This window comes from Streptomyces fradiae ATCC 10745 = DSM 40063 (assembly GCF_008704425.1).
Lineage (GTDB): Bacteria > Actinomycetota > Actinomycetes > Streptomycetales > Streptomycetaceae > Streptomyces > Streptomyces fradiae.
Genome location: NZ_CP023696.1, coordinates 729,296 through 744,666, shown reverse-complemented (window position 1 = coordinate 744,666; position 15,371 = coordinate 729,296). Strand labels below are relative to the sequence as shown.

The 15,371-nt window shown below is 76.0% G+C and carries 14 protein-coding genes; 7 read left to right on the top strand and 7 right to left on the bottom strand.

The window, feature by feature from the left end; genetic code table 11:
* Positions 1-40: 40 nt before the first annotated feature.
* The 4 genes from CP974_RS03165 to CP974_RS03145 form a co-directional block, all read right to left on the bottom strand.
* Entirely contained in the window at positions 41-256 is a 216-nt protein-coding gene (locus CP974_RS03165) for a hypothetical protein (protein WP_031132967.1), read from the bottom strand.
* 106 nt (positions 257-362) lie between these two features.
* Positions 363-545: a hypothetical protein gene (locus CP974_RS03160; protein WP_031132970.1), complete on the bottom strand. Its 183-nt coding sequence runs from the start codon at positions 543-545 to the stop codon at positions 363-365.
* A 116-nt stretch (positions 546-661) separates the two neighbouring features.
* Positions 662-1,534: an undecaprenyl-diphosphate phosphatase gene (locus CP974_RS03155; protein ID WP_031132972.1), complete on the bottom strand. Its 873-nt coding sequence runs from the start codon at positions 1,532-1,534 to the stop codon at positions 662-664.
* Between the two features lie 210 nt (positions 1,535-1,744).
* Positions 1,745-2,461, bottom strand: a complete 717-nt coding sequence (locus CP974_RS03145; RefSeq protein ID WP_031132974.1) for a TVP38/TMEM64 family protein — start codon at positions 2,459-2,461, stop codon at positions 1,745-1,747.
* 384 nt (positions 2,462-2,845) lie between these two features.
* Here CP974_RS03145 and tuf point away from each other — a divergent pair, with 384 nt between their 5' ends.
* Positions 2,846-4,021 carry an elongation factor Tu gene (gene tuf / locus CP974_RS03140; protein ID WP_031132976.1) on the top strand — a complete coding sequence of 392 codons (1,176 nt, stop codon included), beginning with the start codon at positions 2,846-2,848 and terminating at the stop codon, positions 4,019-4,021.
* 252 nt (positions 4,022-4,273) lie between these two features.
* A complete protein-coding gene (locus CP974_RS03135; protein ID WP_031132978.1) occupies positions 4,274-5,119 on the top strand; it encodes a spermidine synthase in 846 nt (281 codons plus the stop codon).
* 224 nt (positions 5,120-5,343) lie between these two features.
* Here the strand turns inward: CP974_RS03135 and CP974_RS03130 are convergent, their stop codons facing one another.
* Together CP974_RS03130 and CP974_RS03125 are read right to left on the bottom strand one after the other, a co-directional pair.
* The gene (locus CP974_RS03130; protein WP_031132980.1) at positions 5,344-6,648 is read right to left on the bottom strand and encodes an MFS transporter; all 1,305 of its coding nucleotides are present in this window, start codon (positions 6,646-6,648) and stop codon (positions 5,344-5,346) included.
* Positions 6,649-6,848: 200 nt separating this feature from the next.
* A complete protein-coding gene (locus tag CP974_RS03125; protein ID WP_031132983.1) occupies positions 6,849-7,910 on the bottom strand; it encodes a DUF8017 domain-containing protein in 1,062 nt (353 codons plus the stop codon).
* 94 nt (positions 7,911-8,004) lie between these two features.
* On the opposite strand from CP974_RS03125, the gene CP974_RS03120 reads away from it, so the two are divergent.
* Together CP974_RS03120 and CP974_RS03115 are read left to right on the top strand one after the other, a co-directional pair.
* Complete coding sequence (locus CP974_RS03120; RefSeq protein WP_031132985.1) at positions 8,005-8,457, top strand: DUF4442 domain-containing protein; 453 nt, start codon at positions 8,005-8,007, stop codon at positions 8,455-8,457.
* A gap of 242 nt (positions 8,458-8,699) precedes the next feature.
* Positions 8,700-9,389: a DedA family protein gene (locus CP974_RS03115; protein ID WP_031132987.1), complete on the top strand. Its 690-nt coding sequence runs from the start codon at positions 8,700-8,702 to the stop codon at positions 9,387-9,389.
* Between the two features lie 65 nt (positions 9,390-9,454).
* Here CP974_RS03115 and CP974_RS03110 read toward each other — a convergent pair whose 3' ends face one another.
* On the bottom strand, positions 9,455-9,991 hold the full coding sequence (locus tag CP974_RS03110) for a gamma carbonic anhydrase family protein (protein ID WP_031132989.1): 537 nt from the start codon (positions 9,989-9,991) through the stop codon (positions 9,455-9,457).
* Positions 9,992-10,138: 147 nt separating this feature from the next.
* On the opposite strand from CP974_RS03110, the gene CP974_RS03105 reads away from it, so the two are divergent.
* The 3 genes from CP974_RS03105 (at position 10,139) to CP974_RS03095 (ending at position 15,365) form a co-directional block, all read left to right on the top strand.
* Positions 10,139-10,882, top strand: coding sequence for an acyltransferase (locus CP974_RS03105; protein ID WP_031132991.1), 744 nt, complete (start codon positions 10,139-10,141; stop codon positions 10,880-10,882).
* Between the two features lie 425 nt (positions 10,883-11,307).
* Positions 11,308-13,950: a SpoIIE family protein phosphatase gene (locus CP974_RS03100; protein ID WP_078915695.1), complete on the top strand. Its 2,643-nt coding sequence runs from the start codon at positions 11,308-11,310 to the stop codon at positions 13,948-13,950.
* Between the two features lie 5 nt (positions 13,951-13,955).
* Positions 13,956-15,365 (top strand): sugar ABC transporter substrate-binding protein, encoded by a 1,410-nt coding sequence (locus CP974_RS03095; protein WP_224354468.1) that lies wholly within the window; start codon positions 13,956-13,958, stop codon positions 15,363-15,365.
* Positions 15,366-15,371: the final 6 nt, after the last annotated feature.

Genomic DNA, 15,371 nt, shown 5'->3' with positions numbered 1-15,371 from the left:
TCGCGCGGGCCGCCCGTCCGCGCGCCGTCCCGGTGGCTACTCAGGCGGCCTCCCCTTGGTGGGCGCGGCCGCCGCGCCACTCCACGAGGGCGGGGTCGTCCAGGTCGATGTCGGCCTCGTCGAGGCCGGCGCGGCGGAGGAACTCGACGAGGTCGGCGTCGTTGTGGGCCAGCCCGAGGATGTCACCGCGCGCGGTGACGCGGCGGCCTCCGCTCGGGGTGGGCCGGTGCACGACGATCGGCGCTTGCCAGGCCATGTCCTCAAGCGTGCGCCCCCTGCCGCTTGATCGCAGGTCACGGCGGCGCCGGGCGCCGGAACGGCGCGGCGGGCCACCGGAGGGGTGGGCGTACCGGGAAGGAGCGCTACGCGGCGGTGCCGACGTCGCCCTGCTGCGCGGCGGCCCACCTCAGGACGAGCGCCTGGTAGATCCGCTGCTCGTCCGCCGTCAGGCGCCCGTCCGAGCGCGCCCACAGTTCGCGGATGGCCCGGTTGAGGGCGTCGGCGTCGGGGGCGGGCACGGCGGGGTCGAACGCGGGCTTGGACATGCGACCAGACTAGTGGGCAGATCGGACGATCCGCTGTGACCCGCCACGCACCGTGACGATCGCCACGCCTGCCGCCGGCGCCCGGTGGGCCGGCCCGCTCCGGGCCGGCCCGTCCGTCAGTGGGACGGCTGGCCCGCGTCCGGGCTCAGCACGCCCAGCCAGATCAGCGCGAACAGCACCAGGCCCAGCGCTATCCGGTAGACCACGAACGGCATGAAGCTCTTGGTGGTGATGAACTTCATGAACCACGCGATGACGGCGTAGCCCACGCCGAACGCCACGACCGTGGCGAAGATCGTGGGACCCCACGCCACGTGTCCCTCGCCGACCGCCTTCAGCTCGAACAGGCCCGAGGCGAGCACCGCGGGGATGGCCAGCAGGAACGAGTAGCGGGCCGCCGCCTCCCGGCTGTAGCTCATCAGCAGACCGCCGCTGATCGTCGCACCCGACCGGGAGACGCCCGGGATCAGTGCCATCGCCTGGCAGAAGCCGAAGATCAGGCCGTCCTTCACGCCCAGGTCCGTGAGGTCCTTGCGGGCGGGCCCCGCCCGGTGCCGGCCGCCCTCGCGGGCACGCGAGGCGAGCCGGTCCGCCACGCCGAGCACGATGCCGAGCACGATCAGGGTCGTGGCGATCAGCCGAAGGTCACGGAACGGGCCCTCGATGTGATCCTTGAGGGTGACCCCCAGTACGCCGATCGGAATCGACCCGACGATCACCAGCCAGCCCATGCGGGCGTCGTGGTCGGCGCGCATCGCCTTGTCCGTCAGCGAACGGAACCACGCCGAGACGATCCGGGCGATGTCCTTGCGGAAGTAGATGAGGACGGCCGCCTCGGTGCCGATCTGGGTGATCGCCGTGAAGGCCGCGCCCGGATCGTGCCAGCCGGCGAAGGCGGCAGTGAGGCGCAGATGGGCACTGGAGGAGATCGGGAGGAACTCCGTCAGCCCTTGGACGAGTCCGAGGATGAGCGATTCGAACCAATTCATGGGGCCAGGGCCGTCCCGAAATGTGCGTGTGCGGTCGTTTGGGTCGGTGCAGCGTACCGCCCCCCGGTGAACGGACGGTGATCATCCGGTGTCGCGGAGCTGTGCCGGTGCCCCGGGTGGTCCCGGTGCAGCCGCGCCCGGGGCCCATGCCGCCCGCCGGCCGGCGCCCGGGGCGGGGCCCGTGGGGCGGGGTGCCGGTGCCGGACGGGTTCAGGGCGTCGCGGTCGCCCGCAGCCGGTGCCGCTTGCGCCACGCGACGGCGGCCCCCGCGGTGACGCTGACCGCGATGAACGCGGCCGACACCAGGAACGCCGGGGAGGTCGGCGAGGCCGCCTCGCTCCCGGCGACCACGTAGGCCGCCGTGTTCGGTACGCAGCCCAGAGCCGTGCCGAGCAGGAAGGGCGCGTACCGCATCCGGGAGAGGGCCGCCCCGTAGTTGGCGGCGGCGAACGGCACGCCGGGGAACAGGCGGATCGCGAGGGTCGAGCGGAAGCCGTGGCGGCTGAGCTGACCGTCCGCCGCCTCGACCCAGCGCCCGCGCAGCAGCGGGCGCAGCGCGTCCCGGCCCAGCGCCCGGCCCAGGGCGAACGCGACGCCCGCGCCGACGACGGTCCCGGCGACGGCCGCGGCGAGCCCGGCCTGCGTGCCGAAGAGGGCGCCCGACGCGAGGTTCAGCACGGGGCGCGGCACGAACGCGGCGGTGCACACCCCGTACGCGAGGCCGAACAGCACGACGGCGCCCGCGCCGCCGACCTGCGGCGGCCAGCCGCCGTCCGCCAGGAGGCGGTGCGGCTCGTACGCCACGACGACAGCCCCGGCGACGGCCAGCAGGCCCACCAGCAACGACAGCCGCGACCAGGGCGACAGGAGGAGGCGGGAGCAGCGCAGGGCGGCACCGGCCTGCGGCCGTACGGCGGGCTCGAGCATGGGGCGAGCGTAACCGACACCCCGTCCCGGCCACCGTGACGGGCGCCGCACCCGGCGGGACCGCGCCAGGCCCCGCCGCACCCGCGGGAGCCGGCCTGGCCCGCACCCGTCCGGACCCTCCCGCACCCGGCGCCGGGCAGCCGGTGCGCCGGAAAAGCGGTCGACGCCGGCGCCCCGCCACGGCAGGATCGTCGGCATGTTCCGGTACGCCTTCCTCGCAGCGCCGTCCGCCGTCGCGGACGCGCCGAAGGCTGCCGCCATCGTCCTGGACGGCGCCCGAAGCTGACCCTCCCCGGATCGTCCGGCGGACCCCGCAGGGGGAGGGTCGGCAAGGCCGAGGGGTCCCCGCTCACGCTTCGAGTTCCGGAAAGGAACCACCCCGTCATGTCCAAGACGGCCTACGTGCGCACCAAGCCGCACCTCAACATCGGCACCATGGGTCACGTCGACCACGGCAAGACCACCCTCACCGCGGCCATCACCAAGGTCCTCAGCGAGCGCTCCGGCGGCGGCACCTCCTACGTCGCCTTCGACCGGATCGACCGGGCGCCCGAGGAGGCGCGGCGCGGCATCACCATCAACATCGCGCACGTCGAGTACGAGACCGACACCCGGCACTACGCCCACGTCGACATGCCGGGCCATGCCGACTACGTGAAGAACATGGTCACGGGCGCCGCCCAGCTCGACGGGGCCATCCTCGTGGTCTCCGCGCTGGACGGGATCATGCCGCAGACCGCCGAGCACGTCCTGCTCGCCCGCCAGGTCGGCGTCGACCACATCGTCGTCGCCCTGAACAAGGCCGACGCGGGTGACGACGAGCTGACCGACCTGGTGGAGCTGGAGGTCCGCGAGCTGCTGACCGCGCACGGCTACGGCGGCGACGCCGCACCGGTGGTCCGCGTCTCGGGGCTGCGGGCGCTGGAGGGCGACCCGCGCTGGACGGCGTCGATCGAGGCGCTGCTCGACGCGGTCGACACGTACGTGCCGATGCCGGTGCGGTACGTGGACGCGCCGTTCCTGATGCCCGTCGAGAACGTCCTCACGATCACCGGGCGGGGCACCGTCGTGACCGGGGCCGTCGAGCGCGGCACCGTGCGCGTCGGCGACCGGGTGGAGGTGCTGGGCGCCGGTACGGAGACGGTCGTCACCGGTCTGGAGACCTTCGGCAGGCCGATGGACCGCGCGCAGGCCGGGGACAACGTGGCGCTGCTCCTGCGCGGGGTGGCGCGCGACGCGGTGCGCCGCGGCCACGTGGTGGCCGAGCCGGGCAGCGTCGTGCCCCGGCGGCGGTTCACGGCGCGGGTGTACGTGCTGTCGGCCCGCGAGGGCGGCCGGTCGACCCCCGTGGCGACCGGCTACCGGCCGCAGTTCTACATCCGCACCGCGGACGTGGTCGGCGCCGTCGACCTGGGGGAGGCCGCCGTCGCCCGGCCCGGCGACACCGTCACCATGACCGTCGAGCTGGGCAGGGACGTGCCGCTGGAGCCGGGCCTCGGCTTCGCCATCCGCGAGGGGGGCCGCACGGTCGGCGCGGGCACGGTCGGCGAGGTGCTCTAGACGAGCGCCGTGGACGAGCGCCGGTGGCGAGGTGCCGTGGGCGCCCGCCGGGCGTGGGAGCCGCCGGGCCCCGGTGACCACCGGGGCCCGGTGACGACCGGGGCCCGGTGACCACGGGGGCGGCCCGGTGACCGGCCCGCGGTGGCCGGAGCGGTGTCCGCCGGAGCGGTGGTGACGGGGCGGCCGCGGTGGCGGCGCCGGGTGGGCGGGTGCCGCCGTCCGCCCGTCCGGCGGCGCTGGGAGAATGGGGCGGTGAACGAGCCCGTACCCGTCCTGCGCGCCGTCGACGGCGGCACCGCCAAGCTCATGCCGGACATCGACCGGGAGCGGGCCTGGCTGCTGACCGTCGACGGGGCGCCCCAGTCGTACGTCGACCTCGACGACCCGGCGCACCTGGAGTTCGAGTACGCGCGGCGCCTCGCCCACGTCGTGGACACCGCCGCCGACGAGGGCGCCCCGCTCGACGTGGTGCACCTCGGGGGCGGCGCGCTGACCCTGCCCCGGTACGTCGCCGCGACCCGGCCGGGGGCGCGGCAGGACGTCGTGGAGGCCGACCGCGGGCTGCTCGCGCTGGTCGCCGAGCACCTGCCCGTACCGGACGGGTCCGGGATCACGGTGCACGGCGCCGACGCGCGGGCGTGGCTGGAGGCTGCGCCCGCCCGCTCGGCCGACCTGGTCGTCGGCGACGTGTTCGGCGGGTCGCGGGTGCCCGCCCACCTGACGTCCCTGGAGTACGCGCGCGAGGTGGAGCGGGTGCTGAGGCCGGGCGGCCGGTACGCGGCGAACCTGGCGGACGGGGCGCCGTTCACGTTCCTGCGCTCCCAGGTGGCGACCCTCGCGGCGGTGTTCGGGGAGCTGGCGCTGATCGCCGAGCCCGGCGTCCTGCGCGGGCGCCGCTTCGGCAACGTGGTGCTGGTCGCCTCCCACGCGCCGCTCGGCACGGACCGGCTGGCCAGGCGGGCCGCCGCCGACGCCTTCCCGGCGCGGGTGGAGCACGGCCCGGCCCTGGCGCGCCTGGCCGGGGGCGCGGCGGTCGTCCGGGACGCGGACGCCGTCCCGTCGCCCGAGCCGCCCGGCGGGGCGTTCGGCATCGGCTGAGCGGCCACGCGAGCGGTGCGGCCGACCGGTTCGGTACCGGCCTGCCGGGTCCGTACCAGCGGCATCGGCCGTACGGGTCGCATCGGCCGTACGGGTCGCATCGGCCGTACCGGTCGCATCGGTCGTACCGGTCGTATCGGCCGCACGGGTCGCTCGGACCCGCACGGGCCGGGTCGGCTGCCGGCCGCCGCGGTCAGTCGGGCCCACCCGGCGAAGCCGGCCGCCTACACGGGGGTGGCGTCCGCGGCGGGCACCGGCGGCTCCTGCGGCCGGTCCGCCCCGGCCCCCTCCGTACGGAGCGTCAGGTTCCGTACGTCGGGGACGAGCAGCACCAGCGCCGTCACCACCACGATCAGCGCCGAGCACCCCCACAGCGCCCGCGACCGCCCCACCAGGTCGGCCACCGGCCCCGCGAGGGCCGTCGACAGCGGCAGCATCGCGGTCGAGCCGAACCAGTCGTACGCGGCGACCCGCGACAGCTTCTCCTCCGGTATCTCCTGGTGCAGCGAGGTCATCCACGCCACGCCGAAGACCTCGATGGCCAGACCGGACACGAGCATCACCGCCGCCAGGCCGACCGCCGGAAGCGGCACGGCCAGCGCCGCCGACGGCAGGGCCAGCGGGAACACGCACACCGTGCCCACCAGCAGCAGCCGGCGGGGCTTCCAGCGGGTCATCAGCAGCGCCCCGCCCAGCGTGCCCACGCCGAAGGCGGCCAGCGCAAGCCCCCACGGCCGGGCGCCGCCCAGCGACTCCTGCGCGACCAGCGGCCCGTACACGGACTCGGCGGCCCCCACGACCGCGACCACCACGGAGAACTGGGCGACGACCGCCCACAGCCAGGGGCGGCCGACGACCTCGTCCCACCCCTCCCGCAGATCGGACAGCAGCCCCCCGCCGGGCCGCCGCACGGGGATGTGGCGCACGTCCAGGAACGCCCGCAGCGCGCCCGCCACCGCGAAGGCCGCCGCGTCGACGGCGAGCACCCAGCCCGGCCCGAACGCCGCGACCAGGGCCCCGCCGAGCGCGGCGCCGCCGATGCCCGCGCCGCTCATGGCCATCCGGAACAGGGCGAACGCGCGGCTCGCCTGCTCGCCCCGGACGCTGGAGAGCAGCATGCCCTCGGCCGCCGGGTTGAAGAACGCCTGGCCCGTGCCGCAGAGCGCGGTCAGCACCATCATGTGCCACAGCTCCGCCCGGCCGGTCAGCACCAGGAACGCGAACAGGGCCTGCGAGACGCAGTTGAGGGTGTTGGCGGCCACCATGACCCGGTGGCGCGGCAGCCGGTCGGCGACGGCTCCGCCGACGAGGAGGAAGAGGACGAGCGGCAGGGTGCGGGCGGCGGCCACCAGGCCCACGTCGCCGCCGTCGCCGCCCGAGTCGAGCACCGCGAAGGCCGCCGCCACCAGGGCACCGTGGGAGCCCACGTTGGTGATGACGGCGGCGGCCGTGAGCAGGACGTAGTTGCGCCCGGCCCATCCGGGCCGGCGGCCGGAGCGGGTACGGGGGGAGGCGGCGGGGCTTCTCACATGCCGGACTATCGCCGGTCGAAGCCCCGTACGACAAGCGGACCGCCATCCGGGCCGGGCCCGTCCGCACCGGGCCCGGCCCCGCCGGGCGCGCGCCGGGTGGGCTCGGACCCGGTCCGCCTCGGCCCCGCCGGGCCCGGGCCCGGCGGGGCCGCGCGGCGGGGCCCGGCCCCGGTCCGAGGTGGCGCGGGCGGGACCGCCTAGGAAGCGGGCTCGGCGAGCCGGACGGTGCTCATGATCTTGCGGATCGTGGCGTCGGGCACCTCGTCCTTGATGCCGGTGTTCGCGTACATCACCCAGGACACGAAGTCGCCCTTGGCGTTCTTGAACGAGAACGCGATGGACTTGCCGTCCGTGTCGCACTTGTTCTCGTGCTTCGTGTTGAGCGCGGTCGCCGTGGCGACATGGCCGGTCAGCCCGGACGCCGAGGTGAACGGGACGGCCTTGGTGACCTTGACGGTGCCCTTGGGCTCGGTCTGCGCGTACGCCGCCCAGGCCCAGTTGCCGGCCTCGGTGTACGCCGCGTCGGCGGTGCCCTTCGCGCCCTGGCCGCCCTTGGTGCCGGCCGTCGCGAGGCTCCAGCTGTCCGCGGTGCCGTCCTTGTCGTCGTCGTACGTGCACCAGTCGCTCTTGTAGCGGCCCGGCGCCGACATGGTGACGACGGGGGTGCCGTCGCCCGCCTTCTCGTCCTCGAAGCCGGTGGCCACGCCCGAGCCGATGACCTCCCAGTCCGCGGGGATGTCGAAGAGCGTGCCGCGCTTCGGGTTGTGGACGACCTTCCAGCCCGCGACGGTCGGCTTGGGCGCCGCCGAGCCGTCACGCGGGTTGCCGGTCGGCGCCGGCGCGGAGCCGGCCGGGTCCGACGGCTCCGCGGAGGGGGCCGAGGGGGCCGGCGAGGCGGACGAGCCGCCCTGCGCGGCGTTCTGCTCGCCGTCGTCGCCGAGGACCAGGTAGCCGGTCACCCCGGCGGTGGCCAGGACGACGAGGGCCGCGGCGGCGGCGACGACGGCCGTCCTCTTCCTGTCGCCGCCGCCGGACGGCACCGGGGGGCCGGGCGGCTGCCCGGGCACCGCGTGCTGCGGCACGGTCGGCTGCTGGTACGGGTTCGCCTGCGGAGGGCCCGCCTGCGGGTAGCCGGGCTGGGTGTAGCCGGGCTGCTGGTACGGATTCGGCTGCTGGTACCCCGGCTGCTGGTACGGGTTCCGCGCGTTCGGGTCCTGCGGGTTCTGCTCGCCCCCGGGCGGCTGCTGTCCTGGCCACATGGGCTGTAACCATAGAGGGGAGGGGTGGCGGCTGCCATGGCCGGGCCCCGGCGAAGGGTTCCCGCCGAAACTACCGCCTGGTAACTTCGGGCGCATGTCCGACACGATGCCGAACATCGGCGAGATGCTGCTGGCCACCGTCCCGATGGCCAGGACCCTGAACCTGGAGGTCGTCGAGGCGACCGCCGAGCGGGCCGTCCTGCGCCTGCCCGACCAGGAGGACTTCCACAACCACGTCGGCGGGCCGCACGCCGGCGCGATGTTCACCCTCGGCGAGTCGGCCAGCGGCGCCATCGTCATCGGGGCCTTCGGCGACCAGATGGGCCGCGCCGTCCCGCTCGCCGTCAAGGCGGAGATCGGCTACAGGAAGCTCGCCATGGGCGTGGTCACCGCGACGGCCGTCCTCGGCCGCCCCCGTGCCGAGGTCGTCGCGGAGCTCGATGCCGGGCAGCGCCCCGAGTTCCCGGTCGTCGTCACGATCACGCGCGAGGACGGCGCGGTCACCGGCGAGATGGCGATCACCTGGACCCTGCGCCCCCACTCCTGAGGGCGCCCCCCGCCGGGCCCGCGACCGCACCGCCGGCCGCGGGCCCGCCGCGTACCGCCGCTCCGGCCGGGCGCGGCCCCGGCCGCCCGCCGCGCGCGACTCGGCGGTCCCCCGCGAGCAACCCCGGCCGCCTCCCGCGCGTCCTCCTCCGTGGTCCCCTCGCGTCCGCGACCGGGGCCTTCCCCGTGACCCGGCAGGCCGGCCCGCCGCCCGGGTCACCCCTCGACACGGAGGAACCGGCGTTGCACGTCCAGGAGTGGCTCGAGACCGTGCCCGCGGTCAGCATCTACATCCTGGTGGGTGCGGTGATCGGGCTGGAAAGCCTCGGCATCCCGCTGCCGGGAGAGATCGTTCTCGTCAGCTCCGCCCTCCTGGCGTCCCAGCACGGCGACATCGACCCGTACGTCCTCGGCGCGTGCGCCACCGGCGGCGCGATCGTCGGCGACTCGATCGGCTACGCCGTCGGCCGCAGGGGCGGACGGCCCCTGCTGGCCCGGCTCGGCGGGAGGTTCCCCCGGCACTTCGGCGAGGCCAACATCGCGCTGGCCGAGCGGTCCTTCCGGAAGTGGGGCATGTGGGCCGTCTTCTTCGGCCGGTTCGTCGCCCTGCTGAGGATCTTCGCCGGGCCGCTCGCGGGCGTGCTGCGGATGCCGTACGGGAAGTTCCTCACCGCCAACGTCCTCGGCGGCATCCTGTGGGCGGGCGGCACCACGGCCGTCGTCTACTCGGTGGGCGTCGTCGCCGAGGCGTGGCTGAAGCGGTTCTCCTGGCTGGGCCTCGTCCTGGCCGTGGCGATCGGCGTCACCTCGATGCTGGTCCTCAGGCACCGGGCGCGGAAGGCCGGCGAGAGGTCCGCGGCCGAGCGGGCCGCCGCCGGGGCCGGGCCCGCCGCCCAGGCGCCCGCCCCGGCCACGGCCGCCGCCGTCGACTGACGGGCGCGGCCCCGGCGGGCCGGCCGCGCCCCGTGGGCGGCCGGCGCTACGGGGTGGAGCGCCCGTCAGGCTCCCTCGGCGTGCGCCTCCCGGTGGGCGCGCGCCAGGTCCCGGTACATCGCCGCGTTCACCTTGATGCCCTCGCGCTCCTCCTCCGTCAGCTCCCGCCGCACCCTGGCGGGGACCCCCGCCACCAGCGAGCCGGGCGGCACCCGCATGCCCTGCGGGACGAGGGCCTGCGCCGCGATCAGGGACCCCGCGCCGATGTGCGCGCCGTTGAGCACCGTGGCGCCCATGCCGACGAGGACGTCGTCCTCCACGGTGCAGCCGTGCAGGACGGCGTTGTGGCCGACCGACACGCGCTCGCCCACGGTCACCGGGAAGCCGGGATCGACGTGCACCGTGCAGTTGTCCTGGATGTTGCTGTCGGCGCCCAGCACGATCGGGCCGCAGTCCGCGCGCAGCACGGCGTGGTACCAGACGCTCGACCCCGGCGCCATCACCACCTCGCCGACCACGACGGAGGTGGGCGCGGCGAAGGCGCTCTCCGCCACCTCCGGCCGCTTGCCGCCCACGGCGGTGATCAAAGGCCGTTCCGTCATTCCGCTGCTCCTCGTCCGCCGGGTCCGGGGGGCCGTGGTCACGCCCAGGAGGAACCGTAGGCCACGGTCCGCCCCGTTCGGCCGGTGGGGCGAACATCACAGCCACGCGCCCTGACCGGCGGTGACCCCGCCCACTACCGTGGCCGGGTGCCCAGGAACAGAAACACGTTCTCCTTTTCGTCGCTCGCCGCGTGGCGCCGCCGCGCGCTGACCGCGGCGGTGCACCGGGGGTGGCGCTGGGTGCAGGAGACCGGTTCGGTCACCGCCGAGCGGCCCGGCGCCCTGCGGTTCAGGAGCATCGGGGAGGGCACCCGGCTCGCGTTCCCGCAGGGCACCGTGTTCGGCGAGCAGTGGATCGAGCTGGGGGCCTGCTGCATCATCGGCGAGCAGGTGACGCTCAGCGCGGGCATGCTCCCCGGACTCGACCTGGGCCCGGACCCGGTGGTCACCCTCGCCGACGGCGTGGTGCTCGGACGGGGCAGCCACGTCGTGGCGGACGCCCCGATCAGCATCGGCGCGAACACCTTCTGCGGGCCGTACGTCTACCTCACCTCCACCAACCACAGCTACGACGACCCGCACGAGCCCATCGGCCGGCAGTGGCCGCGCTCCGCGCCCGTCGAGATCGGGCCCGGCTGCTGGCTGGGCACCGGAGCGGTGGTCCTCCCCGGCGCCCGGATCGGCCGGAACGTCGTGGTCGCCGCCGGGGCGGTCGTGCGCGGCGACGTGCCGGACCACGCGGTGGTCGCCGGGGCGCCGGCCCGTGTCGTACGCCGGTGGGACGCCGAGCACGGGTGGCAGCCGCCGCTGCGGACACCCCCGCCCGTACCGATCCCGGAGCACGTCACCGCCGCGCAGCTGGCCGCGCTCGCCGCCTGGGAAGGTCGCTGACGGACGCCGTCGCGGGGCCGCCCGGCCCACGGCGGCCGGCCCCGTGCCGCCTCGTACCCGCGCCGCCCCACGTGGTGACCCCCTGACGCGACCGCCCCGTGCTGCCGGGGTCCCGGCACGGGCGGGCTCCGTACCGCCGGGTCCCCGCACCCCGGTTCCTCCGCCGCCGGGCCCCCGTCCCGCACCCCTCGCGTACGACGCCCGTGCCGCGGGAGCCCGTACCGCCCGGTGCCGGAGCCGGTGGAGTGCCGTGGCGCTCTCCGGGGGGCCGCCGCGCCACCCCGCCGGACCGTCTGACTGGCCGCTCTCCTGCGCGGACGCCCAGTATGGAGGGTGAGGTGGATGGCGAAGTGACCAGCGAGGGTGGTGCCGCGGCTGGGGCTCCGGGACTGCGGGCTGGCCTCGCAGGCGGAGACCCTGGTCCCGTGCGGCCGCACGGGACCGCCCACGGGCACGAGCTGGTCTTCGCCGGGGCCGTGCTGGCCGCCGTGTACGTCCCGAGCGAGGGCGGTCGCGAACTGCGGCTCGCCGGGCCCGCCGACGAGTCCGGGGCGCTGCCGGACTGGCCCGCCGGGTACGCCGTGTCCGGACGCTCCGCCGTCGCCGACGTGTTCCGCGGCGGCCGGGCCCTGTGGCCGACCGCCGCCGAGCTCGCCGCCCGCCGCGACGCCGTCCCCGAGGACCTCCCGGCGGGCACGCCGCTCGGCGTGCTGCCCCTGGGCGCCGGCGACCGGCGGCTCGGCTGCCTGGTCGTGGTCGATGGGACCGGCCGCGGCTTCGACACCGACCGGCGCGGCTTCATGGAGCTGTACGCGGAGCAGGTCGCGGCCCGTCTCGAAGCCGGCGCCGCACCGGTCGCCGCGTACACGGTCGCGGGCGCGGCGGCGGGCGGTACGGGCGGCAGTGGCACCGGCCCCGGCGGCGCGGAGGGCGGCGGTACGGGCGTCGTGACGGGCACCGGCGTAGGCACCGGCACCGGCGTCGGCACGGGCCCCGGCAGCGCCGCCGGCGGTACGGGCGGCGGCACCGCCGGGGCGGTCCCGCCGGAGGACACGCGGCAGGGCCGGTACCGGCTGATGCCGGGGCAGACCCTGGACGCCGAACTGCTCGGCTCCTTCACCCTCGAACTGCACACCGGCCGGATCAGCGCGGACGCCCGCATGCTCGAACTGGTCGACATCGCCCCCGGCGACTTCGACGGCCGCGTCGAGACCCTGCTCGCCCACGCCGTCCCCGACGACCTGCCCGCCCTGATGTCCCTGGTCGAGCCCGGCAAGGTCACCTCGGCCGGCCGCGAGCTGGAGTTCCGCGTCCGCCGCCCCACCGGCGACCTCCGCTGGCTGCGGCTGCGCTCCCGCGTCCTGAACGACCCGGCCGGACGGCCCGAACGCGTCCTCGGGATCGTCGTGGACGCCTCCTCGCTGCGCCCCGACACCGACGAGGTCTCCCTCGTCCAGCGGCTCTCCGCCTCGCTCGCCGCCACCATGACCGCCCGCGACGTCGCCCACGCCGTCGTCGGCGTCCTGCGCGGCCCCCTCCTCGGAGCCGACCGGGTCGCCGTCGCCGGGCTGGAGGCCGACCGGCTGGTCGTCACCGTCCTCGATCCGCCCGAGCCCCGCGACTGGCCCGAGATCTGGCGCTCCGAATGGCGCTCGGAGTGGCCCGACACCCCGCTGCGCGCCCTGCCCACCCTCGCGGCGGCGCTCCGCGAGGTCCGGGTCGGCCTCGTCCCGGCCGGCGCGGACGTCGAACCCGCCCTGGCCGGGGTCGGCCCCGGCGGCCTCGCCCTGCTGCCGCTCCCCGCCGAGGGCCGCGTCATCGGCGCCTGCCTGGCCGGCTGGGACGAGCCGCGCGAGTTCGGCGCCGACGAGCGGTCCCTGCTGACCGCCACCGCCGGACTGGTCGGGCAGGCCCTGCGCCGGGCCCACGCCTTCGACGCCCAGCACGAGCTGGCCACCACCCTCCAGCGCAGCCTGCTGCCGCGCCGCCTCCCCGAGCTGGCCGGAGGCGTGGCCGTCGCCCGGTACCTGCCCGCGATGGTCGGCCTGGAGGTCGGCGGCGACTGGTACGACGTCATCCCGCTCTCCGAGAGCCGCGTCGCCCTCGTCATCGGGGACGTCCAGGGGCACAGCGCCGGCGCGGCCACCATCATGGGACAGATCCGCACGGCCATCCGGGCGTACGCCGTCGAGGGCCATCCGCCCGACGTCGTCGTCTCGCACGCCAACCGGCTCCTCGTCGGCATGGAGACCGACCTCTTCGCCACCTGCTGCTACGTCGAACTCGACATGGAGGAGGGCGAGACCTGGTTCGTGCGCGCCGGGCACCTCGCCCCGCTGCTGCGCCATCCCGACGGGTCGACGGAGGAGGTCGCCACCGAGGGCGGCCTCCCGCTCGGCGTCCTCGCCGACGCCGACTACCCCATCACCGCCGTCGGCCTCGCCCCCGGCACGGTCCTCGCCCTGCTCACGGACGGGCTGGTCGAGTCGTCCACCCTCCACCTGGAGGAGGGCATGCGCCGCATGCGGGACCTGCTGTCCGCCGCCGACCCGGCGGACGCCGGGCGGATGGCCGACCGGCTCCTGGGGGACGGCACCCGCCGCGACGACGACGTCGCCCTGCTGCTGATGCGCTACGACGGGATGGGCGTCCCGCCGATCCGCACCGGGTGGACCGTGTGGCGGCTGCCCGACGCCGTGATGCACGCCCGCCGCTTCACCGCCCGCACCCTGCGCTCCTGGGGCGTCACCGAGGAGGCCGACGCGGCGCTGCTCGTCGTCTCCGAGCTCGTCACCAACGCCCTGGTGCACACCCAGGGGGCCGTGCGCCTCGACCTCACGCTCGCCGGGGACCGGATGCGCATCGCCGTCACCGACGCCTCGCCCCGGGCCCCCGCCAAGCCCGTGATGGCCGACTGGGAGTCGACCGGCGGGCGCGGCCTGTTCCTGGTGGAGGCCATGTCGACCTCGTGGGGGTCGGTCCCGGTCAGCGGCGGCAAGCAGGTGTGGAGCGAGTTCGTCGTCACCCGCGACCCCGTCCCGTACGACTCCGCGAACGAAGGGAGGTGAGGACGGTGTTCCGAACGATCCGAACGATCCGAACGATCCGGGCGATCAGGGAGATCCGAACGATCCGAACGATCCGGGCGGGGACCCGCCGCGCCGAGCAGCCGGGCCCCCGCACCCGGGAGCCGCGCGGCCGCCGCGCCGAAGGGCCGCGCCGGCACCGCCGCGCCGAGGGCCCGCGCCGCGAAGGCCCCGAGCACCCGCGCCGGGACGCTCGCGACCCCCGCCCGCCCGTCGACCCCCGCCCGCCCCTCAGCCCCCGCCCGCCCGAGGGCTCCCGCGGCGGCGCCGGGAGCCCGCCCCGCCGTGCCGGGAGGCCGCGGCGCCTCGGCGTCCTGGCGGCGGCGCTGGCGCTGACCGCCGCGCTCGCCGGGTGCGGGAGTGCCGAGCAGGCACACCTGGCGGACGGCCCGAGCCCCACCCTCACCGAGTTCACCCCGCGCATCGGGCTGCTGCTGCCCGACACCCACACCGCCCGCTGGGAGACCTTCGACCGCCCGCTCATCGAGGCGAAGGTCGACCAGATCTGCCCCGGCTGCACCGTCGACTACGCCAACGCACAGGGCCACGTCGCGGCGCAGAAGCAGCAGCTCGAATCCATGATCACCGGCGGGGTCGACGTCATGATCCTCGACCCCGTGGACGCGCGGGCCCTCGCCCCCGCCGTGAGCAAGGCCATCCACGCCGGCATCCCCGTCGTCTCGTACGACCGCCTCGCCGACGGCCCGATCTCCGGGTACGTCTCCTTCGACGCCCGCCGGATCGGCCGGCTGCAGGCCGAGGCGCTGCTCAGGGCCATGGGTCCCGAGGCCGACGGCGGCCAGATCGTCATGATGAACGGCGACCCCGCCGACCCCAACGCCACCGCCCTGAAGCGGGGCGCGCTGGAGGTCTTCAACGGGCGGGTGCGCGTCGCCAAGGCGTACGACACCGACCGCTGGCGCCCCGAGATCGCCCACGCCAACATGTCCGGGGCGATCGCCGCGCTCGGCGCGGACGGCATCGACGGCGTGTACGCGGCCAACGACGGGATCGCCGGGGCGGTCATCTCCGTGCTGAAGTCCGACTTCGTCGAGCCGCTGCCGCCGGTCACCGGGCAGGACGCCGACCTCGCCGCGATCCAGCGGATCGTCGCGGGCGATCAGTACATGACGGTCTACAAGCCGTTCAAGTCGATGGCCGACGCCGCCGCCGAGATGGCCGTGGCGCTGGGCCGCGGCGACCCGCCCGGGGCCATCGCGCCGGAGCACGCGCGGGAGGACACGCTGCGGGGCGTGCCGGCCGTGCAGTTCGACCCGATACCGGTCACCGCGGGGACCGTGCGCGACACGGTCGTCCGGGACGGGATGTACACGATCGCGCAGATCTGCACTCCGAAGTACGCGTCGGCGTGCGCCAGGGCCGGACTCACCGTGTAATCGCGG

Excerpts from the sequence above, each read along its gene's own strand:
- CP974_RS03165 (WP_031132967.1), bottom strand. The coding sequence starts at position 256 with ATGGCCTGGCAAGCGCCGATCGTCGTGCACCGGCCCACCCCGAGCGGA.
- CP974_RS03160 (WP_031132970.1), bottom strand. The coding sequence starts at position 545 with ATGTCCAAGCCCGCGTTCGACCCCGCCGTGCCCGCCCCCGACGCCGAC.
- CP974_RS03155 (WP_031132972.1), bottom strand. The coding sequence starts at position 1,534 with ATGAATTGGTTCGAATCGCTCATCCTCGGACTCGTCCAAGGGCTGACG.
- CP974_RS03145 (WP_031132974.1), bottom strand. The coding sequence starts at position 2,461 with ATGCTCGAGCCCGCCGTACGGCCGCAGGCCGGTGCCGCCCTGCGCTGC.
- tuf (WP_031132976.1), top strand. The coding sequence starts at position 2,846 with ATGTCCAAGACGGCCTACGTGCGCACCAAGCCGCACCTCAACATCGGC.
- CP974_RS03125 (WP_031132983.1), bottom strand. The coding sequence starts at position 7,910 with ATGTGGCCAGGACAGCAGCCGCCCGGGGGCGAGCAGAACCCGCAGGAC.
- CP974_RS03120 (WP_031132985.1), top strand. The coding sequence starts at position 8,005 with ATGTCCGACACGATGCCGAACATCGGCGAGATGCTGCTGGCCACCGTC.
- CP974_RS03110 (WP_031132989.1), bottom strand. The coding sequence starts at position 9,991 with ATGACGGAACGGCCTTTGATCACCGCCGTGGGCGGCAAGCGGCCGGAG.